The sequence below is a fragment of the Streptomyces europaeiscabiei genome (assembly GCF_036346855.1).
Lineage (GTDB): Bacteria > Actinomycetota > Actinomycetes > Streptomycetales > Streptomycetaceae > Streptomyces > Streptomyces europaeiscabiei.
The window spans coordinates 8,820,858-8,844,057 of the sequence record NZ_CP107841.1 but is presented as its reverse complement, the minus strand read 5'-3'; the positions used below and the strand labels follow the sequence as shown (position 1 = coordinate 8,844,057).

At 71.3% G+C, this 23,200-nt stretch carries 20 protein-coding genes; 5 read left to right on the top strand and 15 right to left on the bottom strand.

Annotated elements, in window-relative coordinates:
• Window positions 1-14: 14 nt before the first annotated feature.
• A complete protein-coding gene (locus OG858_RS38405; RefSeq protein WP_086749249.1) occupies window positions 15-1,655 on the bottom strand; it encodes an ABC-F family ATP-binding cassette domain-containing protein in 1,641 nt (546 codons plus the stop codon).
• Window positions 1,656-1,989: 334 nt separating this feature from the next.
• On the bottom strand, window positions 1,990-3,018 hold the full coding sequence (locus tag OG858_RS38400; protein WP_086749250.1) for an oxidoreductase: 1,029 nt from the start codon (window positions 3,016-3,018) through the stop codon (window positions 1,990-1,992).
• Window positions 3,019-3,084: 66 nt separating this feature from the next.
• Here OG858_RS38400 and OG858_RS38395 point away from each other — a divergent pair, with 66 nt between their 5' ends.
• A complete protein-coding gene (locus OG858_RS38395) occupies window positions 3,085-4,035 on the top strand; it encodes an FAD-dependent oxidoreductase (protein WP_319068311.1) in 951 nt (316 codons plus the stop codon).
• A 93-nt stretch (window positions 4,036-4,128) separates the two neighbouring features.
• On the opposite strand, the gene OG858_RS38390 is transcribed toward OG858_RS38395, so the two are convergent.
• From OG858_RS38390 to OG858_RS38370, 5 genes are all read right to left on the bottom strand, one after another.
• Window positions 4,129-5,853, bottom strand: a complete 1,725-nt coding sequence (locus OG858_RS38390) for a BCCT family transporter (protein ID WP_319068313.1) — start codon at window positions 5,851-5,853, stop codon at window positions 4,129-4,131.
• Between the two features lie 83 nt (window positions 5,854-5,936).
• Window positions 5,937-7,214 carry a M14 family metallopeptidase gene (locus OG858_RS38385; protein ID WP_328543988.1) on the bottom strand — a complete coding sequence of 426 codons (1,278 nt, stop codon included), beginning with the start codon at window positions 7,212-7,214 and terminating at the stop codon, window positions 5,937-5,939.
• A complete protein-coding gene (locus tag OG858_RS38380; RefSeq protein WP_086749254.1) occupies window positions 7,211-9,175 on the bottom strand; it encodes a Xaa-Pro dipeptidyl-peptidase in 1,965 nt (654 codons plus the stop codon). Before OG858_RS38380 ends, OG858_RS38385 begins: the two co-directional genes overlap by 4 nt.
• Before the next feature lie 230 nt (window positions 9,176-9,405).
• Window positions 9,406-9,882, bottom strand: coding sequence for a F0F1 ATP synthase subunit B family protein (locus tag OG858_RS38375; protein WP_319068318.1), 477 nt, complete (start codon window positions 9,880-9,882; stop codon window positions 9,406-9,408).
• Window positions 9,883-9,933: 51 nt separating this feature from the next.
• Window positions 9,934-10,413 (bottom strand): macro domain-containing protein, encoded by a 480-nt coding sequence (locus OG858_RS38370; RefSeq protein ID WP_319068319.1) that lies wholly within the window; start codon window positions 10,411-10,413, stop codon window positions 9,934-9,936.
• Window positions 10,414-10,495: 82 nt separating this feature from the next.
• Here OG858_RS38370 and OG858_RS38365 point away from each other — a divergent pair, with 82 nt between their 5' ends.
• On the top strand, window positions 10,496-11,227 hold the full coding sequence (locus tag OG858_RS38365; protein ID WP_086753127.1) for a MerR family transcriptional regulator: 732 nt from the start codon (window positions 10,496-10,498) through the stop codon (window positions 11,225-11,227).
• Window positions 11,228-11,461: 234 nt separating this feature from the next.
• On the opposite strand, the gene OG858_RS38360 is transcribed toward OG858_RS38365, so the two are convergent.
• The 4 genes from OG858_RS38360 to OG858_RS38345 form a co-directional block, all read right to left on the bottom strand.
• On the bottom strand, window positions 11,462-13,636 hold the full coding sequence (locus tag OG858_RS38360; RefSeq protein WP_327725334.1) for a 3-hydroxyacyl-CoA dehydrogenase NAD-binding domain-containing protein: 2,175 nt from the start codon (window positions 13,634-13,636) through the stop codon (window positions 11,462-11,464).
• 59 nt (window positions 13,637-13,695) lie between these two features.
• Window positions 13,696-14,910 carry an acetyl-CoA C-acetyltransferase gene (locus OG858_RS38355; protein ID WP_319265650.1) on the bottom strand — a complete coding sequence of 405 codons (1,215 nt, stop codon included), beginning with the start codon at window positions 14,908-14,910 and terminating at the stop codon, window positions 13,696-13,698.
• Between the two features lie 46 nt (window positions 14,911-14,956).
• Window positions 14,957-16,168 (bottom strand): CaiB/BaiF CoA transferase family protein, encoded by a 1,212-nt coding sequence (locus OG858_RS38350; RefSeq protein ID WP_319068324.1) that lies wholly within the window; start codon window positions 16,166-16,168, stop codon window positions 14,957-14,959.
• A gap of 155 nt (window positions 16,169-16,323) precedes the next feature.
• Window positions 16,324-16,704 (bottom strand): MmcQ/YjbR family DNA-binding protein, encoded by a 381-nt coding sequence (locus tag OG858_RS38345; RefSeq protein WP_086747425.1) that lies wholly within the window; start codon window positions 16,702-16,704, stop codon window positions 16,324-16,326.
• A 92-nt stretch (window positions 16,705-16,796) separates the two neighbouring features.
• Between OG858_RS38345 and OG858_RS38340 the strand changes: the two genes are divergently transcribed.
• Complete coding sequence (locus OG858_RS38340) at window positions 16,797-17,975, top strand: saccharopine dehydrogenase family protein (RefSeq protein WP_086747422.1); 1,179 nt, start codon at window positions 16,797-16,799, stop codon at window positions 17,973-17,975.
• A 32-nt stretch (window positions 17,976-18,007) separates the two neighbouring features.
• Here OG858_RS38340 and mmpA read toward each other — a convergent pair whose 3' ends face one another.
• The 4 genes from mmpA to OG858_RS38320 all read right to left on the bottom strand — a co-directional run bounded on the left by mmpA (window position 18,008) and on the right by OG858_RS38320 (window position 20,461).
• On the bottom strand, window positions 18,008-18,154 hold the full coding sequence (gene mmpA / locus OG858_RS38335; protein ID WP_179200883.1) for a morphogenic membrane protein MmpA: 147 nt from the start codon (window positions 18,152-18,154) through the stop codon (window positions 18,008-18,010).
• A 127-nt stretch (window positions 18,155-18,281) separates the two neighbouring features.
• On the bottom strand, window positions 18,282-18,971 hold the full coding sequence (locus OG858_RS38330; protein WP_328543989.1) for an endonuclease V: 690 nt from the start codon (window positions 18,969-18,971) through the stop codon (window positions 18,282-18,284).
• A gap of 46 nt (window positions 18,972-19,017) precedes the next feature.
• Window positions 19,018-19,344, bottom strand: coding sequence for a plasmid stabilization protein (locus OG858_RS38325; protein WP_319068329.1), 327 nt, complete (start codon window positions 19,342-19,344; stop codon window positions 19,018-19,020).
• 70 nt (window positions 19,345-19,414) lie between these two features.
• Window positions 19,415-20,461 (bottom strand): WD40/YVTN/BNR-like repeat-containing protein, encoded by a 1,047-nt coding sequence (locus tag OG858_RS38320; RefSeq protein ID WP_328543990.1) that lies wholly within the window; start codon window positions 20,459-20,461, stop codon window positions 19,415-19,417.
• A 286-nt stretch (window positions 20,462-20,747) separates the two neighbouring features.
• On the opposite strand from OG858_RS38320, the gene ssgD reads away from it, so the two are divergent.
• Window positions 20,748-21,164, top strand: a complete 417-nt coding sequence (gene ssgD, locus OG858_RS38315; protein WP_037704139.1) for a spore wall synthesis regulator SsgD — start codon at window positions 20,748-20,750, stop codon at window positions 21,162-21,164.
• Between the two features lie 393 nt (window positions 21,165-21,557).
• Window positions 21,558-23,189, top strand: a complete 1,632-nt coding sequence (locus OG858_RS38310) for an ABC-F family ATP-binding cassette domain-containing protein (RefSeq protein WP_319068335.1) — start codon at window positions 21,558-21,560, stop codon at window positions 23,187-23,189.
• Window positions 23,190-23,200 lie beyond the last annotated feature (11 nt).

Sequence of the window (23,200 nt, the reverse complement as noted above, 5' to 3'; positions counted from 1 at the left end):
GCGGGACGACGCCCTCAGCTCTCCGTCATCTTGCCTGCCTCCACCGCGAAGCGCCTCGTCACCTGTACCGCGTCCAGCATGCGGCGGTCATGAGTGACCAGCAGGAGCGTGCCCTCGTAGGAGTCCAGGGCTGATTCCAGCTGTTCGATCGCGGGGAGGTCCAGGTGGTTGGTGGGCTCGTCGAGGACCAGGAGGTTGACGCCTCGGCCCTGGAGCAGGGCGAGGGCCGCGCGGGTGCGTTCGCCCGGGGAAAGGGTCACCGCCGGGCGTAGGACGTGGGTGGACTTGAGGCCGAACTTGGCGAGGAGGGTGCGGACTTCGGCGGGTTCCGTGTCGGGGACGGCCGCGGCGAAGGCGTCGAGGAGGGACTCGGGGCCGAGGAAGAGCCCGCGAGCCTGGTCGACCTCGCCGACGAGGACGCCCGAGCCGAGCGCGGCGTGGCCCGAGTCCAGGGGGACCCGGCCGAGCAGCGCGCCCAGGAGGGTCGACTTGCCGGCGCCGTTCGCGCCCGTGATGGCAATGCGGTCCGCCCAGTCGATCTGCAGGGACACGGGCCCGAACGCGAAGTCGCCCCGCCGCACCTCGGCGTCGCGCATCGTGGCGACCACGGCGCCGGAGCGCGGAGCCGCCGCGATCTCCATCCGCAGCTCCCACTCCTTGCGCGGCTCCTCGACGACGTCCAGCCGTTCGATCATGCGCTGGGTCTGCCGGGCCTTCGCGGCCTGCTTCTCGCTCGCCTCGCTGCGGAACTTGCGGCCGATCTTGTCGTTGTCGTTGTTCGCCTTGCGCCGCGCGTTCTTGACGCCCTTGTCCATCCAGGAGCGCTGCATCTGGGCGCGGTCCTGGAGGGCGGACTTCTTGTCGGCGTACTCCTCGAAGTCGTCGCGGGCGTGCCGACGGGCCGTCTCGCGCTCCTCCAGGTAGGCCTCGTAGCCGCCGCCGTAGAGGTTGATCTGGTTCTGGGCGAGGTCGAGTTCGAGGACCTTGGTGACCGTGCGGGTGAGGAACTCGCGGTCGTGGCTGACGACCACCGTGCCCGCGCGCAGGCCGGAGACGAAGCGTTCGAGTCGTTCCAGGCCGTCCAGGTCGAGGTCGTTGGTGGGCTCGTCGAGGAGGAAGACGTCGTAGCGGGAGAGGAGGAGGGAGGCCAGTCCGGCGCGGGCGGCCTGACCGCCGGAGAGGCCGGTCATCGGCTGGTCCAGGTCGACGCGGAGGCCGAGGGAGTCGGCGACCTCCTCCGCCCGCTCGTCGAGGTCGGCGCCGCCCAGGTCGAGCCAGCGCTCCAGGCTCACCGAGTAGGCGTCGTCGGCGCCCGGGGCGCCGTCCACCAGCGCCTGGGTGGCCTCGTCCATCACCCGCTGGGCCTCCGCCACACCCGTACGCCGGGCGAGGAACTCCCGTACGGTCTCGCCCTCCCGGCGCTCCGGCTCCTGTGGCAGGTGGCCGACGGTCGCCGTGGGCGGGGACAGCCGCAGCTCGCCCTCCTCCGGCGGGAGCAGTCCGGCGAGCAGCCGGAGCAGCGTGGACTTGCCGGCGCCATTGGCACCGACCAGTCCGATCACATCGCCGGGGGCGACGACGAGGTCGAGCCCGGAGAAGAGCGAGCGGTCGCCGTGGCCGGCGGCGAGGTTCTTGACGACGAGGGTGGCGGTCACAGGGGGCGATCCTAACGACAGGGGGTCGGATGCTCCCAGCCGCGTCGGGTGCGGAGCCGTATCCAGCGGTCGCAGCCGCGTCCCGAGGCGGGAACGCGGCGGCCTCCGGCTGCGAGGCAGTGCCGCCGCACCGTGCGGTCTGCCCCCGGCCCCGCACGGCTCCGGGCCCCCGCGAGGGTCGGCCGCGCCCGCTGCCTCGTTGTGCAGCGGGCCGCCGCCGGTGGCCCGTGTCGTTCTTCTCCTCGCCCCCGCCTCCCCCCTGCCCGTCCCTGGGGCTCCGCCCCAGACCCCGTTCGCGCGGTTCCCCGCGCCCCTGAAAGGGCGCGGTGGTCCCTCACCTCGCCATCGGCTCCACCAGCACCGTCCCCGAGGTGCGGGCCACGATGAACGCCTCTCCCTTCACGGACTTCGGGTCCAGGCCGATGCGGTGCTGGCCCGCAGGGAGGATCCCGTCGAAGAAGCGGTAGGTGTGGGGGCGGTACAGCCGGTCGAGGCGGTAGGCGGTGAGCTCCACCCGGCAGGTGGAGGTGATCTCGATGCCCGCCTGCCCTCCGGCGGCGACGAGACGGGTGAGGCGGCGCTGTTCCGTCGGGCTGCGGTCGAGGGCGTGCTCGATCTGGGCGACGAGGAGGGGAATGATCGGGGCGAGCCCGTCGACGTACGCGACCTGGACCCCCGCGCGCTGGAAGGCCAGCCGAACGGCGCCGCGGTCCGCCTCGCCGACGGCCCTGCCGAAGGCCACGACACCGTAGGTGCGCAGTTCCTCGGCGGACACGCCGGTGGCGTCGTGCGCTATGTCGGCGCCGATCCCGATGGCGCGCAGGGCGGCGGCGAGTTTGGCGAGGACGGCGACACGGGCACCGATGAGGAGGACCCGGCGGCGGGCCGACGGCTCGGCGGCGGACTCGCGCAGCAGGGACTGCAGGGCGCTGCGGTACTCGGGGCCGTGGAACCGGAAAGGACCGATGCCCGTGTAGCCGTTCAGCTTGAGGTCGGCCTCCTCCTCCGTCTGCCAGGCGAAGTCCCGCCACACGTAGTCCTCGCCGTCCCGCTCTATGACCGCGGTGACGGCTCCGCAGGCGAGGTCGGCGCATTCGGGGCAGCCGTAGATGACATAGCGGCCGCGTGTCAGTGGTGCGTCGGCTTCCAGGAGCAGGCTGCGCACCTGGGCGGTGAAGATCGAGGGCGGGACGTCGGAGGCGAGTGGGGAGACGGCGTCGAGGTCGGAGAGCTGGAACAGCAGCGGGCGTCCGTCGACGATGAAGTCCACGAAGTCCCGGTGCACCTGGTAGGCACCGTTGGCGAGGACGCCACCGGCTCGCATCGCCGGTGCCAGGCCGAAGGTCGCGTACTCGGCAGACATGGTGTGAGTATCCCCACAAAGACAGACTTGTGAGCACGGCATGCCATATTCCGTTAACGTCCCTGCGTGACCCATGAATCGAACAGTGATGTGATCGTGGTCGGTGGCGGGGTCGTCGGTCTCACGACGGCCGTCGTTCTGGCGGAGAGCGGCCGACGGGTGCGGATCTGGGCACGGGAGCCCGCGGAGCGGACGACGTCCGCCGTCGCGGGCGGGCTGTGGTGGCCCTACCGGATCGAGCCGGAGGAGCTCGTCGGCGAATGGGCGCTCGTCACCCTGGCCGTGTACGAGGAGTTGGCGGCCCGGTCCGACGAGACGGGCGTACGCATGGTCGAGGGCGTACACGGCGAGACCGAGCTGGACGGGCTCGGTGCGTGGGCCTCGCGGGTGGCCGGTCTGCGGGCGACGACGGCCGAGGAGTACCGGGGGGTCGGGCTGTGGGCGCGGCTGCCGCTGATCGACATGCCGGTCCATCTGCGGTGGCTGCGCGAGCGGTTCGTCGCTGCGGGCGGGACGGTGGAGGAACGTACGGTCACGGACCTCGCGGCGGTCGACGCGCCCGTCGTCGTCAACTGCACGGGACTGGGTGCGCGGGAGCTGGTGCCGGATCCTTCCGTACGGCCGGTGCGGGGGCAGTTGGTCGTCGTGGAGAACCCCGGGGTCGCCACCTGGCTCACCTCGGTGGATCACGCCGAGTCCGAGAGCACGTACTTCATGCCGCAGCCGGGTGGGTTGATCCTGGGCGGTACGGCGGAGGAGGACTCCTGGTCGTTGACGCCCGATCCGGTGGTCGCGGAGAAGATCGTGCAGCGGTGCGCGGCGGTTCGGCCCGAGATCCGGGGGGCGCGGATCATCGAGCACCGGGTGGGGTTGCGCCCCGCGCGCCCGGCAGTGCGTCTGGAGCGGGAACTCCTGCCGGGCGGGCGGGTGCTGGTGCACAACTACGGGCACGGTGGGGCCGGGGTCACGGTGGCCTGGGGATGCGCGGGAGAGGCAGCACGACTCGCTGCCGGATGACCGTCAGGGGCCCGCGGGGAACTGCGTGACCGGCCACGGACGGCCCCGCAGCCGCCGACTCCCCGCGGCCCCGACGGCGACGCTCGCGACCACCTACTCGGCGCGGTGGCCGATCGGGTCGCCCGCGGTCTCCGTGCCCTGCCCCGGCCCGACCCTGATCTCGAAATCGCCGTCGTACCGCTTGTGGCCCTCGATGACGGCGAGTTCGACCGCCTCGGAGGCCATCTCCTCACGGACGATCACGGAGTCCCGGCGCAGGTCGCGCATCAGCGCGACACACATGCCGATCATGACGAGGACGAACGGCGCGGCGGCCAGGATCGTGAGGTTCTGCAGGCCCGTGAGGGCGTCGCCCTGGCCGCTGCCGACGAGGAGCATGATCGCGGCGACGGCGCCGGTGACGACACCCCAGAAGACGACGACGAAGCGGCCGGGTTCGAGCGCGCCTCGCTGGGAGAGCGTGCCCATGACGATGGACGCGGCGTCGGCGCCGGAGACGAAGAAGATGCCGACGAGGATCATCACCAGCAGGCTGGAGACGGTGGCGACGGGGAACTCGTGGAGGACGGCGAAGAGCTGGCCCTCCGGCGTGGCCTCCTCACCGATGCGGCCCTGCTCCTGCAGCTTCATCGCCGTACCGCCGAAGACGGCGAACCAGACGAGGCTGACCGAGCTGGGGACGAGGATGACGCCGCCGATGAACTGGCGGATGGTGCGGCCGCGGCTGATGCGGGCGATGAACATGCCGACGAAGGGCGTCCAGGAGATCCACCACGCCCAGTAGAAGACGGTCCAGCTGCCGAGCCAGTCGGCCACGCCCTCGCCGCCGGACGCCTCGGTGCGGCCCGCGAGCTGGGGCAGGTCACCGAGGTAGGCGAAGACCGAGGTGGGCAGGAGGTCGAGGACCAGGATGGTCGGGCCGACCACGAAGACGAAGACCGCCAGCACCAGGGCCAGCACCATGTTGGTGTTGGACAGCCACTGGATGCCCTTCTCCACACCGGATACGGCGGAGGCGACGAAGGCCAGGGTCAGGACCGCGATGATGCCGACCAGCAGGCCCGTGCTGACCTTGTTCATCCAGCCCAGCTCCGTGAAACCGGAACCGATCTGCAGGGCGCCGAGGCCGAGGGAGGCCGCCGAGCCGAAGATCGTCGCGACGATCGCGAGGATGTCGATGACCCGCCCGCCCGTGCCGTTCGCGTGCTTCTCGCCGATCAGCGGGGTGAAGACGGCGCTGATGGTCTGGCGGCGCTGCTTGCGGAACGTGCTGTAGGCGATGGCGAGGCCCACCACCGCGTAGATCGCCCAGGGGTGCAGCGTCCAGTGGAAGAGGGTGGTCGCCATCGCCGTCTCCATGCGCTCGCCGGCCCCCTCGGGGTTCGTGCCCGGCGGAGGCGAGGAGTAGTGGGCGAGCGGCTCACTGACGCCGTAGAACATCAGGCCGATGCCCATGCCGGCGCTGAACATCATGGCGACCCAGGAGACCGTGCGGAACTCGGGCTTCTCGCCCTCGACCCCGAGGTGGATGCGGCCGTAGCGGCTGACCGCGAGCCAGAGGGCGAAGACGACGAAACAGGAGGCGGCCAGCATGAAGGCCCAGCCACCGTTGTGGATCAGGCCGCTCAGCAGCTTGCCGGAGGCGGTTTCGAGCGAGTCCGTCCAGATGGCACCCCAGAGCACGAAGGCCAGGGTGAGTGCCGCCGTCACGCCGAAAACGACGCGGTCCGTCCGGGGCCGCCCGCCGCCGGGGAGACCCGCCTCCGAGCCTGGAAGCGCGCCTCCCCCGTGGTGGGTGGTGCGATGGTCGTGCGTCACAGGTGGAACCTTTCGGGAGTGGCTGGAACTGACCCTCTCCTGCCCAGAAACCTCTACCCCATGTGACCTGGATCCTTTCTTGTTCAACAGGTGGTGTCGGGCTCTCCCACCGTCAGGCGGTACGGCGCCCGCTCGTCGAGCAGCAGCGGGACGAGCGCGCGCAGTTTCTGGCGCAGCAGTACGCGGACACCGCCGCCGTCAGCGTCGTTCCCGGGCCGTACGCGGACGCCGTGCAGGGCCAGCTCGTCCCCGAACTCCTCGTACTGCCGTGCGGTGAGCCGGTAGCCGCAGGGCGGGTCCTGGATCACCTCGGCGGGTTCGGCGGGGTCGTTGTCCGCCCCGCCGAGGTAGACCGGGCCGGTGTCGCGGAAGCCGGCGAGACGGGCCGCGCCGGTCACCCGGTCGACCTGCCGGCCGCGTTCACCGGCGAACCCGAACAGGCCTTTCAGGGCGGCGAGCTGGGAGTTCACCCTGCGCCGGTTGTTGGCGGGCTCCTCGACGCCGGCCGTCAGCGGTTCCACGCGGCTCTCGATCAGCAGTCCGACGGAGTGCTTGATTCCGGACATGTTCCGCAGGATGCGTTCCTGGCCGTCGCCCGCGACCTGGCGGATCGGGTCGCCGGTGACCGGATCGGTCCAGATGCCGTACGTGCCGGTCGAGTGGCGGGCGGCCCCCGCGGCCGGGCATACGTGGTTCAGGGACAGGTTGCGGGCCTCGGTGTGGACGGCCGCGTCGGTGTTGAGGTTGCGCGGCCAGAGGTCGAAGAGGTCCTTGTCGTAGTACAGGGGTGTGGCGCCGTACTCGTGCAGGTCGTAGACGACGTCGGGTTCGCGGTCGCGTACGACGGCGGCGAGTGCCCGCCCCTCGGCCGTTCGCAGGGCGAGGTGGTCGCGGTTGATGTCGACGCCGTCGCTGTTGCCCCGGGTGTCGGCGGCCCGGCCGTCGGGGTTGGCCGTGGGCACGACGAGCACGGTGGTGGATCTCAGCAGCCGCTCGGTCCGCTTGTCCCTGGCGTGGGCGAGGTCGCGGATCGTGGTGAGGCAGGCGTCGCGGCCCGAGGGCTCGTCGCCGTGCTGGCTACAGATGAGGAGGACCGTGCGCGTGGTGGGGCGGGTGCCGATGCGGACGAGCTGGAGCGGGCGGTCCTGCTCGGTCGTGCCGATACGAGTGATCGACACACGGTCGCTTCCCCGGTCCACGGCGGCGAGGAACTCCTGCTCCTCGGGCTGACTGGTCCAGCGGGCGCCGCCCGACTGCTCGAATCCGGTGCGGGGCGGGGTGGTGTCCGTCGCGTACGCGGGCGTCGGCAGCAGGGGTGCGGCGAGCGCGGTGGCGATCAGCGCAGCGATGCGGGCCCTCATGCGGCACCGCCCGGGATCCGGGCGGCCGGGCTCGGGTCGCGTACGCCGTCGAGGACGGAGGCCGCCGGGGTGCCGGTGGCGCCCGCGATCGCCTTCCGGAAGGCCGCGGCACCGCCGACCAGCGGGACCTTCGCGGAGGTCCGCCTGAGGTCGATGGTCAGCGTGGGCGTGCTCGACGGCGGGTCGATGAGATCCTCGTCGGTACCCGCGATGATCAGTGCGAGCCGGTGGCCCGCCGGGACGACGTGGTCGCTCGCGTGCAGGTCGAGGGTGATCGTGTACGGGGTGCCGGGCGTGAGCCGGGCTCCGGTGCCGCCGGAGTGGTTGCCGAGGTCGGCCCAGCCGCGGCTGAAGATCGTGTGGTCGACGTCGGCCGTCCTGGCCCGGGTCTCCCGGAAGCAGGAGCTGTCGCCGGTGGTGCTCGGGCCCCAGCAGGTGCGCTCGGTGAGGGTGGTGATGCCCTCGCCCGCGGCGGAGTAGTCACGGACGGTGTCGGGGCCGAGGTCCACGAGGACCGCCGAGAGGTGGGCGGTGGAGGTGGTGGGCGTGGCGGTGACGGTCACCTTGGAGGAGCCGGACAGGCGCAGGTCCTCGGTCAGCGGCGGCGTGACGAAGCCTGCCTTGTCGGGGGTGGGCCTGTCGACGTACGCGGCCCAGTCGGTCTCGTTCAGCGCCGGGTCGTCGGTGAAGGTCTCGGTGCCGGACCGCTTGCGCAGGCCGAGCGTGCCGACGCCCGGCTCGCTGCCCTCGGCCGGGTGGAGGGTCGTGGCCTTCGTGGCACGCGGCGGCCAGACCTTGGACGTCTCCCACTGGTTCGGGTGGCGTTCGACGTCGGCCATGGGCTCGTCGTCGACGCCGTTGTCGTAGCCGAGGAGTTCGTGGTCGAACCAGCGGTGCAGGGTGTCGACCCACTGAGCGCGGCGGAAGTCGAACGGATCGACGTGGCCGGTCTGGGAGAGCCAGATCTTGCGCTCGACGCCGTGCTTCGCGAGGGCGTCCCACCACTGGCCGAAGTGCTTGGGGCGGACGTTGAGGTCCTGTTGGCCGTGGATGACGAAGACGCTGGCGTCGATCTTGTGGACGTCCTTGACGTGGTCGCGCCGGGTCCAGAGCGGGGTCAGGTCGCCGGTGCGGGGTGCCCCGTCGACGAGTTCCTGCTGGACGGCTCCGCACCTGGCGCGGGCGTCGGGGCTCTCGACGCGGTCGGACAGCCAGTCGGGGCCGGAGTTGTAGAGCGGGGCGCCCTTGGCGAAGTAGTAGTCGTACCAGGAGGAGATCGCGCCGATCGGGACGATGGTCTCCAGGCCCTCGACGCCGGTGGCGGCCACGCCGTTGGCGATCGTGCCGTCGTAGCTCTTGCCGATCATGCCGGTCCTGCCGTTGGTCCACCCGGCCTTGGCCCTCGTGCTGCCCGTGCGTGTGGTGTACGCCCTGCCGCGGCCGTTGAGCCAGTCGACGACGGCCTTGGCGGACTGGATGTCGGAGCGGCCACCGACGTCCACACAGCCGTCGGAGCGGTTGGTTCCGGCGAGGTCGACGGCGACGAAGGCGTAGCCGCGGGGCACGAAGTAGTTGTCGTAGAACAGCGGCATCCGGACGACGTTCCCGCTCGCGTCGTACGTCTTGCGCTGGCTCTCGTTGCCGCGTCCACAGCAGGAGTAGTACGGGCTGGCGTCCATGATCACGGGGATCTCGCGGCCCCGTCGGTCGGTTTCGCTCGGGCGGACGATGTCGACAGCGACACGATCCGGCTTTCCGTCGCGGTCGCCGTCGAGCCCGGTGTCCACCCAGACGGCCTCGCGGATGGCGTTGTCGTACGAGTAGACCGGTTCACTCTTCCGGGGGGCCGGGGTGCCGGCGACCGCAGGGGTGAGGAAGGTGGCCGTGAGGGCGGCGGCCGTGGCCGCCGTCGCGAGCGATCTCCAGGTCGTGAAGCGCATGCGTCGCACAGGTATCGGCATGCGCGGACGGTACTGCGGTCAACTCCCGTGCAAAAGAGGCCCTTTTGTGGCTCGCGGGGCTTCGGTCACGATGTGGCCTGAAAGGAGCGTGGGACCGGGTCACTCATGTCGGCCGAAGGCCGATCGTGTGACACAGGCGGCCAAGGACATGGGCGGGCACCCAGGCACTGAATATGCGCATGAGCATGGGGGTGGGGGTGGGCACTGAGACCTTGGGGCTTCGCCCCCTTTCAGGGGCGTGGGCCGGTCTTCGCCTCGATTGGTTCTCCGATGATTCTGCCGGCCAGGTTCGAGGCCAACTCCGATACCTGGAGGCGGAGTTCGGCCTCGGCCGAGGCGCGGGCGGCGGTGAGGCGGGCGTGGCCCTCGGCGAGGAGGGTGGTGTACTCGCGGCTGCCATCGGCGCGGGCCTCGGTGATCAGGGCGACGCCCTCCTCGTAGGCGCGCTGGCGGATGCGGGCGGCCTCGTGGCGGGCGTCGGCCAGGGCCGCCGCCACCTCGGCCCGCTTGATCCGGGCCTCCTCCTGCAGGGCTTCGGCCTGCGCCTCGGTTCCCTTGGTCGCCGCCTCCCGTTCGTCCAGGACGCGTTGGATCCGGGGCACGAGCCGGACGAAGAAGAGGAACACCAGGGCGAACAGCACCGCCGCGACGGCGAGTTCCCCGACGACGGGGTTCAACGGGCCGATGTCCATCGGGAGAAGATCCATACCGGTGCCCTACCCGCTCACATCCCGGTGGTACCGCGCCTCGGCCGGGAATCAGTCCCCGTGGTCGTACACCGTGACCGATATCCCGCGCCGGACCAGCCGGCCGGCTATCAGGGGCTCCACGCGGGACCACTTGCCGCCCGCCAACCCGCAGCCGATGCGGGGCATGTGCACCGAGGCGTCCAGCTCAAGGACCTTGTCGGCGAGCAGCCCGAGTGCCGTGTCGATGGCCTCGTAGCGGACGGGTACTCCCTTGCTGCCGGTGCGGATGCCGCGCTGGCCTATCAGGTTGGCGACCCGGATGTAGGGGCCGACCTGGACGAACTGGGCGGCACCGAGTCCGAAGTCGTTGTTCGCGCGGTCGCGGTGCCAGGCGCGGTAGGCGGCCTCCGGCTCCGGCCAGCGGCGGGACAGGGCGAGGACGAAACCCTTGCCCCAGCCGCCCAGGTCGTTGCAGACATGCGCGATGACCTTGACGCCCTTGCCCAGCGGCACGGTGGCGTCCCCCCGGACGTATGTGATCCCCGACATGACGCCACCGTACGGGGCCGCACTGACAACCGCCCGTCGCCCGAGGTTTCACAGCACCGGTGGGACAGCGATACTGCTCTGTATGACCACCGACACCGGAGAGAACACCGGCACCGGTTCCGGGCAGGACGCCGGAGAGATCGTTCTCACCGTCGACGAACTGGCCGCACGGGCGGGGGTCACGGTGCGTACGGTCCGCTTCTACGGCACCCGGGGGCTGCTGCCGCCGCCGGTGATCGGTCCCCGCCGGGTCGGTCACTACGGGCCGGATCACCTCGCGCGGCTCGCGCTGATCGAGGAACTGCAGCGGCAGGGCATGACCCTCGCCGCCATCGAACGGTATCTGCGACAACTGCCGCCGGACCTCACCCCGCGCGATCTCTCGCTGCAGCGCGCGGTGGTGGCGTCCTGGGCGCCGGACGCGGTGGAGGCGGTCACGCGGGAGGAGCTCGACCGGCTCGCGGGGCGGCCCCTCGGCGAGGCGGAGGTGGAGCGGCTCGTCGACATCGGCGTGGTCGAGCGGGACGGCGAAGGTCTTCGTGTGGATCCCGGGCTGCTGCGGCTCGGGCTGGAGCTGCTCGACGTACCCCTGTCCGAGGAGTCGATCCTCGCGGCGCGGAACGTTCTGATCGAGCACTCGCGCGCGGCGGCCCACGCGTTGTCGCGGCTCTTCCGCGACGCGGTGGCGGAACGCGATCCGCAGGCCGTGAAGTCGCTCTCGGCACATATGCAACCACTGGTCGTGCAGGCGCTGTTGACGATCTTTCAGCGGTCGTTGACGGGAGAACTGAAGGAGTGGCTGGACGAGCCCTGAGGGGCTGCGCCCCTTCGACCCGTTCACGTGTGCCGGTTGTCTGCGGGTGGGTGGGGGCTGGTCGCGCAGTTCCCCGCGCCCCTGAAAAACAGGCCGCAGGCCCTTTTCAGGGGCGCGGGGAACTGCGCAAGCAACCACGACGGGCCCGCGCTGGGGGTCGAAGGGGCGCAGCCCCTGGGGATGGGACGGGTAGGGGCGGCGGGGGCGAGCAAAGCCCCCCACCCGCCCGGGGGTTCACGCGTCCCCGAACCGCTCCCCCTTCTCCGCCTTCTCCACCAGCAGGGCCGGCGGCACGAAACGGTCGCCGTACCGCTCGGCCAGTTCGCGGGCTCGGGCGACGAAGCCCGGGAGGCCGCCCTCGTAGCCGTTGATGTACTGGAGGACGCCACCGGTCCAGCCGGGGAAGCCGATACCGAAGACGGAACCGATGTTGGCGTCGGCGACGGACGTCAGGACGCCTTCCTCCAACAGGCGGACGGTGTCCAGGGCCTCCGAGAAGAGCATGCGTTCCTGCATGTCCTCGAAGGGGATCCGGTACCCGGGCTTGGTGAAGTGTTCGCGGAGGCCGGGCCAGAGCTTGGCGCGGCGGCCGTCGGGGCCGTACTGGTAGAAGCCGGCGCCGCCGCTGCGGCCCGGGCGGGCGAACTCGTCGACCATGCGGTCGATGACGGCCTCCGCGGGGTGGACGGTCCAGGTGCCGCCCGCCTCCTCCACGGCCCGTCGGGACTCGGCGCGGATCTTGCGGGGCAGGGTGAGGGTCAGCTCGTCCATGAGGGAGAGGACCTTGGCGGGGTAGCCCGCCTGGGCCGCCGCCTGCTCGATCGACGCGGGCTCGATGCCCTCCCCCACCATCGCGACACCCTCGTTGATGAAGTGGCCGATGACCCGGGAGGTGAAGAAGCCGCGTGAGTCGTTGACGACGATCGGGGTCTTCTTGATCTGACGGACGAGGTCGAAGGCGCGGGCCAGGGCCTCGTCACCCGTCTGCTCGCCCTTGATGATCTCGACGAGCGGCATCTTGTCGACGGGCGAGAAGAAGTGCAGGCCGATGAAGTCGGAGCGGCGGACGACGCCCTCGGCCAGCTCGGTGATGGGGAGGGTGGAGGTGTTGGAACAGAGGAGCGCGTCCGGGGCCACGACCCCCTCGATCTCCTGGAAGACCTTGTGCTTCAGCTCGGTGTTCTCGAACACGGCCTCGATGACGGCGTCGCAGCCCGCGAGGTCGGCCGGGTCGGCGGTGGGGGTGATGCGGGCGAGGAGCGCGTCGGCCTTCTCCTGCGTGGTGCGGCCCTTGGCCACCGCCTTGGCGCAGAGCTTCTCCGAGTAGTGCTTGCCCTTCGCGGCGGCTTCGGGCGTCACGTCCTTCAGGACGACCTCGATGCCCGCGCGGGCACACGAGTACGCGATCCCCGCGCCCATCATCCCGGCGCCGAGGACGGCGGCCTTGCGGACCTGGCGGGGCTCGATGCCCTTGGGGCGGTTCGCACCGGAGTTGACGGCCTGGAGGTCGAAGAAGAAGGCCTGGATCATGTTCTTGGAGGTCTGGCCCGCCGCCAGCTCCACGAAGTAGCGCGCCTCGATGACCTGGGCGGTCTCGAAGTCGACCTGGGCGCCCTCGACGGCGGCGGCGAGAATCCTGCGCGGGGCCGGGTAGGGCGCGCCGTTGGTCTGCTTGCGCAGGGTGGCGGGGAAGGCGGGCAGGTTCGCCGCGAACTTCGGGTGGGCGGGGGTGCCACCGGGGATGCGGTAGCCGGGCTCGTCCCAGGGCTGCCGCGACTCGGGGTTGGCGTCGATGAAGGCGCGGGCCCTGTCCATCAACTCGTCCTGTGTGGCGGCCACTTCGTGGACGAGGCCGTTCTGCAGGGCGCGCTGCGGGGTGTACTGGGTGCCCTGGAGCAGCACCTTCAGCAGGGCGTCGGCGATGCCCAGCAGCCGCACGGTGCGGGCGATGCCACCGCCGCCGGGCAGCAGCCCGAGGGTGACCTCGGGGCAGCCGATCTTCGAGCCGGGGGCGTCGAGGGCGATGCGGTGGTGGCAGGCGAGGGCCAGCTCGTAACCGCCGCCCAGGGCCGCGCCGTTGATCGCCGCGACGACGGGCTTGCCCAGGGTCTCGATGCGACGCAGGTTGCGCTTGATCTCCAGACCGCCGTCGAACAGCTGCTGCGCGGTCTCGGGGGTGACCTTGATGAGGTCACGGAGGTCGCCGCCGGCGAAGAAGGTCTTCTTGGCGGAGGTGATGATGACGCCGCGAACGGTGTCCTTCTCGGCCTCCAGGCGGTCGGTGATCACCGCGAGGGAGTCGCGGAACGCCTGGTTCATGGTGTTCGCGGACTGGTTCGGGTCGTCGATGACGAGGGTGACGAGGCCCGTGCGGTCCTGTTCCCAGCGGATGGTGGTGCTCTGTGTCATGACAGGGTCTCCGTAGAGTCTTTCCGCAGAAGTCTTGGTCTGGTGATCCGCCGGTCGTTTCAGACGCGTTCCACGATGGTCGCGATGCCCATGCCGCCGCCCACGCAGAGCGTGGCGAGCCCGTACCGCTTGTCCTGGCGCTCCAGTTCGTCGACGAGGGTGCCGAGGATCATCGCGCCGGTCGCGCCGAGGGGGTGGCCCAGCGCGATGGAGCCGCCGTTGACGTTGACCTTGTCGAGCGAGAGGCCCATGTCCCTGACGAAGCGGAGCACCACGGCGGCGAACGCCTCGTTGATCTCGACGAGGTCGATGTCGTCGATGGTCAGCCCGGCCTTGGCGAGGGCCTTGCGCGTCGCGGGGGCGGGGCCGGTGAGCATGATGGTGGGCTCGGAACCGGAGACGGCGGCGGAGACGATCCGGGCGCGCGGGCGCAGGCCGTAGCGCTCGCCGATCTCCTTGGTACCGATGGCGACGAGCGACGCGCCGTCCACGATGCCGGAGGAGTTGCCCGCGTGGTGGACGTGGTCGATCTCCTCGACCCAGTGGTACTCCTGCAGCGCCACCGCGTCGAAGCCGCCCAGCTCGCCGATGTCCGCGAACGACGGCTTCAGCTTCGCGAGCGAGTCGGCGGTCGTACCGGGCCGCATGTACTCGTCGTGGTCGAGGACCACGAGGCCGGCGCGGTCGGTGACGGGGACGACGGACCTGTCGAAGCGGCCGTCCTTCCAGGCGGCCGCCGCCCGCTCCTGGGACAGCGCCGCGTACTCGTCCACGTCACGCCGGGAGAACCCCTCGACGGTGGCGATGAGGTCGGCGCCGATGCCCTGCGGCACGAAGTTGACGGCCAGGTTGGTCATCGGGTCGTTGAACCAGGCTCCGCCGTCCGAGGCCATCGGCACCCGGGACATCGACTCGACGCCGCCCGCGAGCACCAGGTCCTCCCAGCCCGAACGGACCTTCGCGGCAGCCAGGTTGACGGCCTCCAGCCCCGAGGCGCAGAAGCGGTTCTCCTGTACGCCGGCGACCGTGTCCGGCAGTCCGGCGGCGATCGCGGCGGTCCGGGCGATGTCGGAGCCCTGGTCGCCCACCGGGCCCACGACGCCGAGCACGATGTCGTCGACCGCGGCCGGGTCGAGGCCGGGGAAACGGCGCCGGACCTCGTGGATCAGCCCGACGACCAGGTCGATGGGCTTGGTGCCGTGCAGGGAGCCGTTCGCCTTGCCGCGGCCGCGCGGGGTGCGGATCGCGTCGTACACGTACGCTTCGGTGCTCACGAGTCTGGCCTTTCCAGTTGCGGAGGGGGCGGCCCGGGGGCCGGTGTCAGTCGGTGTCCTTCGCGGAGGCGTCCGGCAAGGAGTCGCCCGTCGAGAAGCCGTCCTCGGGGGACGTGTCGCGGTCGGGAGCGCCGTTCGAGAGGCCCGATATGCCCCAGTCGTGGGCCACGTCCGCCGTGTCGGCGCCCGGCTGGGCGGGTCCGCTGCGCACCGAGGTGTGGGTGGCCGAGAAGCGGGGCGCGGGGGCGGGCTGGGTGATGCCGCCGAAGTCGGTGAAGGTGCCCCGGGCCGCGAGATGCGCGTGGTGCGGGGCCTCACGCAGCGACAGGACGGGTGCCACACAGGCGTCGGAGCCCTCGAAGACGGCCGTCCACTCGTCCCTCGTACGGGTCCTGAAGCGGGCCGCGACCGTCTCGCGCAGCTCGCCCCAGGCGGCCACGTCCTTGCGGGCCGGGGCCCGGTCCCCGATGCCGAGGAGGTCGACGAACTCGCCGTAGAACTGCTGCTCCAGGGCGCCGACGGCGACGTACCGGCCGTCGGCCGTCTCGTACGTGCCGTAGAAGGGGCAGCCGCCGTCGAGGAGGTTGGCGGCGCGGCGGTCCTGCCAGCCGCCGGCGGCGAGCATGCCGTGGATCATCGCGGACAGATGCGAGGTGCCGTCGACGATGGCCGCGTCCACGACCTGGCCGGTGCCGGTCGCGCGGGCGTGGTGGAGGGCGGCGAGGAGGCCGACGACGAGATAGAGGGAGCCGCCCGCGTAGTCGCCGAGGAGGTTGGCGGGGACGGCGGGCGGGGCGTCAGGGGCGCCGATCATGCCGAGGGTGCCGGTCAGGGCGATGTACGCGATGTCGTGGCCGGCGCGCTGGGCGAGCGGGCCCTGCTGGCCCCAGCCGGTCATCCGGCCGTAGACGAGTGCCGGGTTGCGGACGTGGCAGGTCGCGGGGCCCACGCCGAGGCGTTCGGCGACGCCCGGCCGGTAGCCCTCGATCAGGATGTCGGCGCGTTCGGCCAGGTCGAGGACGATGCCGGGGCCGTCCGGGGACTTCAGGTCGACGATCACCGAGCGCTTGTTGCGGTTGGTGACGTCGTACAGGGGGTTCACGGCCAGGCCCGCGCCGCCCGGCCGGTCGACGCGGACGACATCGGCACCGAGGTCGGCGAGGAGCATGGCGGCGAACGGTCCCGGGCCGATGCCCGCGAGTTCCACCACGCGCACACCGGCGAGCGGGCCGTGCCCGGGCGTCTTCGCCACTGTCATCGAGCCCCCATGCTCTGTGACACACATGATGTGACACCAGTGATGCTAAGAACGTGTTCCACTCCGCACAAGCCCCGAATGAGCAAACGCTTAGTCATTGTGCCCGGAGTCGCGGTGGGTGTCAGCCCGCCCTCACCGGGCTTCCGGCGCCGGACTCAGCGGGCCTCCAGCTCCGCTATGAGCTTCTTCGGGGCGATCACGCGGTAGCTCTCCTCGACCCAGTCGCACAGCAGCTCCGCGCCCGGGGCGCCCTCCTCCTCCAGCGGGACGCGCACCCACCCCGCCTTGCCCAGGCCGTATCCCGCGGGCTCGGCGCCGGGGCAGGTCAGGGCGTGGGCATGCGTCTCCTCGTCCCTGAGCTTGACGGTGATGCCCAGCGGATAGCTGCCGTCGTCCGTGCCGAGGAACACGAACACCTTCTTGTTGACCTTCGCGACACTCTCGCCCCACGGGAACTCCTCGACCGCACCGGGCATCCCGAGGGCGAACTCACGCACCTTCTCCCACTTTTTCAGGGCGTTCCTGGGTACGGTCACGACCACCTCCGGATCCCGCGCGCTTCGCTGCTCGTCACTCACGCTAGCCTCAGCCACCGACAACGGCGCGTGGGCGAGTGCTGAGAGGTGCAATGAGCGGGCAGAGCAGGGCGGATCGGGCGTACGACATCGTGCTCTACGGGGCCACGGGGTTCGTCGGGGAACTCACCGCGGAGTATCTCGCCGCGAACGCGCCCGAAGGGCTGCGCTGGGCGATCGCCGGGCGCAACGCGGAGAAGCTGGCGGCGCTGCGCGAGCGGCTGCCCGGCGGCGCGGAGATCGGCGTGCTCCAGGCGGACGGGTCCGATCCGCGGGCCGTGCGCGAACTCGCCCGGCAGGCACGGGTGGTGGCCACGACCGTCGGCCCGTACATCACGCACGGCGAGGAACTGGTGGCCGCCTGCGCCGACGAGGGCACCGACTACCTGGACCTCACCGGTGAACCCGAGTTCGTCGACCTGACGTTCGTCAGGCATGACGCACGCGCGCGTGAGACCGGCGCCCGCATCGTGCACGCGGCCGGCTTCGACTCGATACCGCACGACCTGGGCGTGTACTTCACGGTGCAGCAGCTCCCCAAGGACGTGCCGATCACCGTGGACGGCTTCGTGCGCGCCGAGGGGATGTTCTCCGGCGGTACGTTCAACTCCGCGCTCACCGGGTTCTCGCGCACCCGGCAGACGATGGCCGCCGCGCAGGACCGCAAGCGGCACGAGCCACGCGTGGTGGGGCGGCGGGCGTACGCGCCGGTGAGCGCGCCCCGGTTCGCCAAGGAGGTCGGGGCGTGGGCGCTTCCGCTGCCGACCATCGACGCGCAGGTGGTGCAGCGCTCGGCGCGCGCCCTGGAGCGCTACGGGCCGGACTTCCGCTACCGCCACTACGCGGCCGTGAAGACCCTGCCGTTCGCGGTGGGCGGGGTCGCGTTCGTCGGTGCGGTGGTCGCCGCGGCCCAGGTGCCGCCGGTGCGGCGCTGGCTGGGCGACCGGCTCAAGCCGGGTGAGGGGCCGAGCGCGGAGAAGCGGGCGAAGAGCTGGTTCTCGGTGCGGTTCGTGGGCGAGGGCGGTGGCCGCCGGGTCTTCACGGAGGTCGCGGGCGGCGACCCCGGCTACGGCGAGACGGCGAAGATGTTCGCCGAGGCCGCCCTGTCTCTGGCCGTCGACGACCTCCCGGTCACGGCGGGGCAGGTCACGACGGCGGTCGCGCTGGGCGACGCGCTGATCGAACGGCTGCGCGCGGCGGGGATCACGTTCCGGGTGGCGGCGTCCCAGTAGCGGACGGACCCGCTCGGCGTACGCAGGTGGGCCTACTGGGCCCACCCGGTCAGCGTGTAGACCATCCCGCCTATCCAGGCCAGTCCGGTGATCACCGCGAGCAGCAGTCCCGTCGTCACGGCACGTTCGACGGACTGGGTGGTACTGGCAGCGGGCTTGATGGCTCGGTGCGTCGTCATACGGCACAGCCTGCCGATCATGCGGCGCGCCGACATCCGTACACGTACTCAGTTCGTACTCAGGTACTTGGTCCGCACGGACATACGAGAGATGCCCCAGCGGCCCCGTACGGCCCGTGTCAGGGGCTCAGTGGGCCGTGTCCCACAGGGCCAGGCGGCACAGGGAGTCGGCGCGGCGGGTGGTTTCCGGAAGGCGGTAGGCCGGGGTCAGTGCGAGCGTGTGGGCGCACGCGTGGTCGAGGCTCACCCGGTGGCCGACGGAGACGAAGACCGGCTTGACGCCGTCGCGGGTGCGCAGGGCACGACCCACCTCCTCGGTGCCCGCGAGGAGCGGGGCGGCGCTGCCGCGCGGGGTGCCGGGGTCGTCGTACGTGAAGGTGAAGGGGTTCTTGGCGACGCCGATCGTGGGCAGTCCGGTGAGGACGCCGAGATGGGCCGCGAGGCCGAAGCGGCGCGGGTGGGCGAGACCGTAGCCGTCGCAGACGACGAGGCCGGGGTCGCACGGCAGCGCGTCGAGCGCGGCGAGGACGGTCGGGATCTCACGGAACGCGAGCAGTCCGGGAACGTACGGGAAGGACACCTGCCCGATCGCCGTGGCCTCCGCGACCACGTCGAGCGTCGCCGCGTCGAGCACCACGGCCGCCGCCGCGACGACGTCCCGCTCGTCGTCGTAGGCCACGTCCACACCGGTGACGTACCCGCCGCCGGGCGGCGGCCCGCTCTCGTCGAGGATCACCTTGCCCCGCAACTCGTCCTGCACGGCGAGGGCTTGCTCTTCGGTGGCGGGCCAGCCCGCGGGGATGCGTACGGTCGTCATGGTGCTGACGAGCGTACGCATCCCGGCACGGGGACGCGGCCCGGGGCTACTTGTCGCCGAGGGCGCGCTTGAGCCGGCTCTTGTTCATGCCCGAACGACCTTGGATGCCCCGCTTCTTGGCCTCCTCGTAGAGCTGATCGTACGTGGGCCCCTGTGCCCCCTGGTGAGAGCGCAGGCCCCCGCGCCTGCTCGACGACATGTCCTGGGTGGAGGTGCGGCTCGCGGTCCTGGACTCTCCGGACCGGGCGCGTTCCTTGTTGACCGTCCGGGCGGCGATCTCCTTGGCGCGCGACTCGCTCTCGCCCCGGTCCTCGGCGCTCTCCTTGATGTGCTCGTACTGGCGTTCCCTCTTGGGGCTCGAACCACGTGGCATGGCCGATCACTCCCTTCGTGGTGCGAACACGCCACAGGTACCCGTCCCGGCCGGAACGACTCCCTGCCGGTCAGTTCTCCAGCCGGGCCACCCGCCCCTTCTCCCCCGCCGCCCAGCAGCCCAGGTCCGGGGTGCAGTCGACGGTGTCGTACGAGCCGGTGTCGACCGTGCGCCAGGTGCGGCCGCCGTCGGTCGTGACGTCGGTGCCGGTGGGGCCGACGGCGAGGGCGACCGTACGGCTGTGCGGGAGCCAGGCGGCTCCGGAGCGGTAGGCGGGTGGCGGCTGCGCGGCGGGCTTCCAGGTGCGGCCGGTGTCGCCGGTGGTGGCCGCGGCCTGCGGGGACGGCTGGTCGGCGCGGTAGTCGCCGCCGACGGCGATGCCGTGCGCCCGGTCGCGGAAGGCGAGCGCGAAGACGCCTCGGGCCGGGTCGCCGGCCGGGACGGCCGTGTCGGCGACCGTCCAGGTCAGCCCTCGGTCGGCGGAGTGCAGCACGCGCGCGCGTGCGGCCCCTCCGGTCGCCAGCCACACATCGCGCGGACCTGAATTGACCAGGCACTGCCCGCTCGCCGCGAAGCCCGCCTCGCCCTCCAGCGCCGGCGGCATGCCCTCGTTCGGCAGGACCGCCCAGGAACGGCCGCCGTCCTTGGTGGAGAGGATGCGGAACCTCCCGTCCACCGGATCGCTCATGGCGAGTCCGTGGCGGGTGTCGAAGAAGGTGAGGCAGTCGTAGAAGGCGCGCGGATCGGTGTTCCGGAAGGATTCGGTCCACGTCGCACCGCCGTCGTCCGTGCGGTACACGCGGGAGGCCTCTCCCTCCCCGATGGCCAGGACGACCGCCCTGCGTGCGTCGAATGCCTCGATGTCCCGGAACTGCAGTTCCTGTGCGCCGGGCGGTGAGACGTTGCGCCAGGTCCTGCCCCCGTCGCCGGTGCGCAGCACGGTCCCCGCGGAACCCGCCAGCCACGCGCTGTTCCGGCTGACGGCGGCGAGACCGCGAAAGCGCACGTCAGTGCCGGTCTCCTTCAGTTCCCAGTGTGGTGGCCGACCTTCCCCCTGTGCCTGTGCGGGCACCGCCAGAGCGGCGGCGAGTGCCGCTGCGGCCAGGCCCGTCGTCATCGTCCGACTCATCCGTCTCGACTGCCCCAAGCCCCTCATGGCGGGCGAAGCTAGTGCACCGATCCGGTGCCGTCCAGATGGCCTCGGCCGGGAACCGCCGGGCGGCGTCCGGTGTCCTCTCCCATATCCCGGAACACGGGATGAGAAATCGATCACCACAGTGATTGGGCTCGGTGACAGAGGTCACTCGACCCTCATGTGCACGGATCGGCCCGATCCGGCGTCTTCTGAATTGCCCGGCCTCAGCCGTCCGGAGTCCGTCCACCCGTCACAAGGGAGCAAGGCGTTGTCCACCGTCATCGAGCAGCCCGTAGAGGCCCGTCTCGTCGCCGCCGCGCCGCGGATGCCGAGCATTCCCGCAACGCTCCACTACGACCGGAGCGATCCGTTCGCCGTCCGTATGACCTTCCCCGCCCCGGCCACGCTGGAGGGCGTCGAGGTCTGCTGGACCTTCGCCCGCGAACTCCTCGTGACCGGGATGGAGGAGCCGGTCGGCTACGGGGACGTACGCGTCCGACCGTACGGCTACGAGCGACTGGTCCTGGAGTTCCACGCCCCCGAGGGCACCGCCGTGGTGCACGTCCACGCCGGCGAGGTACGGCGCTTCCTGGACAGCACGATCGACCTGGTGCCGCTCGGCCTGGAGCACCACCAGGTCGACCTGGACCACGACCTGGCGCAGCTGATGCGCGACGCCTGCTGAGGTCGCCCAATTACGCCGCCCCGTTCCACCGGGGGGCGGCCGATCCGGGCGCCGGTCCGACCCGTCCGGGCACGTGACGCTGACGTGTGCGCGCGTTCGTGTGCCCGCGTTGTTGCATGTCGCGTTAATGCGTTGACACTCCTCCGACCCCCTCCGTACGTTGTTCCACGGTCCTGTTGCCGTCGATTGGAGAAGGACGTTGCTCGTCTGAGGTCCTGAGACACCGCGTCACACACCCTGCCGTCTCCCGGCACCCCTGTGTGCGTTGCGTGCGACCTCGGCGTACGAGCCGTCCAGTCGGCAGCGGGCTTTTCTCCTGCCCTCGTCGTGTCGCCCCTCGCGGTGTTTCGAAACGCGTCCCCCTGGCCGCTTCCCTCACTCGCGAGGTCCCTCATGTCTACTCCCCTCTCTCTCACCTGCACGTCCCTGTCCTTCGCCTGGCCCGACGGCACTCCCGTCCTCGACGATCTGCAGATCGCGTTCGGGCCCGGCCGGACCGGACTCGTCGGCGTCAACGGGTCAGGGAAATCAACCCTGTTGAAGCTGATCGCCGGTGATCTCACCCCCTCCGACGGCACGGTCCGCGTGGCCGGCGAGGTCGGCTATCTCCCGCAGAACGTCACGCTGGACACCGGCCTGAAGGTCGACGAGGCGCTCGGTATCGCCGCCGCCCGTGCCGCACTGCACGCCATCGAGGCGGGCAACGCGGCCGAGGAGCACTTCGCGGCGGTCGGCGACGACTGGGACGTGGAGGAACGCGCCCTGGCGACCCTCGGCCAACTCGGCCTGGGCCACGTCGACCTGGACCGCACGATCGGCGAGGTCTCGGGCGGCGAGTCCGTGCTGCTGCGCCTGGCCGCACTGCTGCTGCGCCGGCCAGACGTCCTCCTCCTGGACGAGCCGACCAACAACCTCGACCTGTACGCGCGGCGCCGGCTGTACGAAGCCGTCGAGTCGTGGTCCGGGGTCATGATCGTGGTCAGCCACGACCGTGAACTCCTGGACCTGGTCGACCAGATCGCGGATCTGCACGCCGGTGAGGTCACCTGGTACGGCGGCAACTTCTCCGCGTACGAGGAGGCGCTCGCCGGTGAACAGGAGGCCGCAGAGCGGATGGTGCGGGTCGCCGAGTCCGATCTGAAGAAGCAGAAGCGTGAACTCGTCGACGCCCAGGTCAAGTTGGCCCGGCGCAAGCGGTTCGGACAGAAGATGCAGGACCAGAAGCGGGTACCGAAGATCGTCGCGGGCCTGCGCAAGCGCTCGGCCCAGGAGTCCGCGGGCAAGCACCGCATCCTGCACGAGGAGCGGCTCGCCGGGGCGAAGGAGCGGCTCGACGAGGCGGTGGAGGCGGTACGGGACGAAGACGAGATCCGCGTCGAGCTGCCGTACACGGCCGTGCCGCCGGGCCGTGCCGTCCTCACCCTGCTGGACCTGGAGCTGAAGTACGGCGCCCGGGTACGTGGCGGGTTCGATGTGCGCGGCCCGGAGCGGATCGCGCTGATCGGCCGCAACGGCTCGGGCAAGACCACGCTGCTGCGGACGATCGCGGGCGAGCTGGAGCCGGCGGGCGGCGAGACGAAGGCGCATGTTCCGCTGCGGTTCCTGCCACAGCGGCTCGACGTTCTCGACGACGAGCTGTCGGTCGCCGAGAACGTGGCCCGGTTCGCGCCGGACGCCACCAACAACCGGGTCCGGGCCCGTCTCGCCCGCTTCCTGTTCCGGGGCGCCCGTGCCGACCAGCCGGCGGCGACGCTGTCCGGCGGGGAACGCTTCCGGGCCGCCCTCGCCGCCCTGATGCTCGCCGAGCCTGCCCCGCAGCTGCTGATGCTGGACGAGCCGACGAACAACCTCGACATGGCGAGCGTACGGCAGCTGACGACCGCCCTGGAGTCGTACGAGGGCGCGCTGATCGTGGCCAGTCACGACCTGCCGTTCCTGGAGTCGATCGGGATCACCCGGTGGCTGTTGCTGGAGGAGGGAGAGCTGCGGGCGACCACACCGGAGGAGATCGAAGCGACCGGCTGACCCGGCCTGGC

Bases quoted from the DNA above. Each gene is read 5' to 3' on its own strand.
- OG858_RS38400 (WP_086749250.1), bottom strand. From the start codon at position 3,018: ATGTCTGCCGAGTACGCGACCTTCGGCCTGGCACCGGCGATGCGAGCC.
- OG858_RS38385 (WP_328543988.1), bottom strand. From the start codon at position 7,214: ATGAGGGCCCGCATCGCTGCGCTGATCGCCACCGCGCTCGCCGCACCC.
- OG858_RS38380 (WP_086749254.1), bottom strand. From the start codon at position 9,175: ATGCCGATACCTGTGCGACGCATGCGCTTCACGACCTGGAGATCGCTC.
- OG858_RS38375 (WP_319068318.1), bottom strand. From the start codon at position 9,882: ATGGATCTTCTCCCGATGGACATCGGCCCGTTGAACCCCGTCGTCGGG.
- OG858_RS38370 (WP_319068319.1), bottom strand. From the start codon at position 10,413: ATGTCGGGGATCACATACGTCCGGGGGGACGCCACCGTGCCGCTGGGC.
- OG858_RS38365 (WP_086753127.1), top strand. From the start codon at position 10,496: ATGACCACCGACACCGGAGAGAACACCGGCACCGGTTCCGGGCAGGAC.
- OG858_RS38360 (WP_327725334.1), bottom strand. From the start codon at position 13,636: ATGACACAGAGCACCACCATCCGCTGGGAACAGGACCGCACGGGCCTC.
- OG858_RS38350 (WP_319068324.1), bottom strand. From the start codon at position 16,168: ATGACAGTGGCGAAGACGCCCGGGCACGGCCCGCTCGCCGGTGTGCGC.
- OG858_RS38340 (WP_086747422.1), top strand. From the start codon at position 16,797: ATGAGCGGGCAGAGCAGGGCGGATCGGGCGTACGACATCGTGCTCTAC.
- mmpA (WP_179200883.1), bottom strand. From the start codon at position 18,154: ATGACGACGCACCGAGCCATCAAGCCCGCTGCCAGTACCACCCAGTCC.
- OG858_RS38330 (WP_328543989.1), bottom strand. From the start codon at position 18,971: ATGACGACCGTACGCATCCCCGCGGGCTGGCCCGCCACCGAAGAGCAA.
- OG858_RS38325 (WP_319068329.1), bottom strand. From the start codon at position 19,344: ATGCCACGTGGTTCGAGCCCCAAGAGGGAACGCCAGTACGAGCACATC.
- OG858_RS38320 (WP_328543990.1), bottom strand. From the start codon at position 20,461: ATGACGACGGGCCTGGCCGCAGCGGCACTCGCCGCCGCTCTGGCGGTG.
- OG858_RS38310 (WP_319068335.1), top strand. From the start codon at position 21,558: ATGTCTACTCCCCTCTCTCTCACCTGCACGTCCCTGTCCTTCGCCTGG.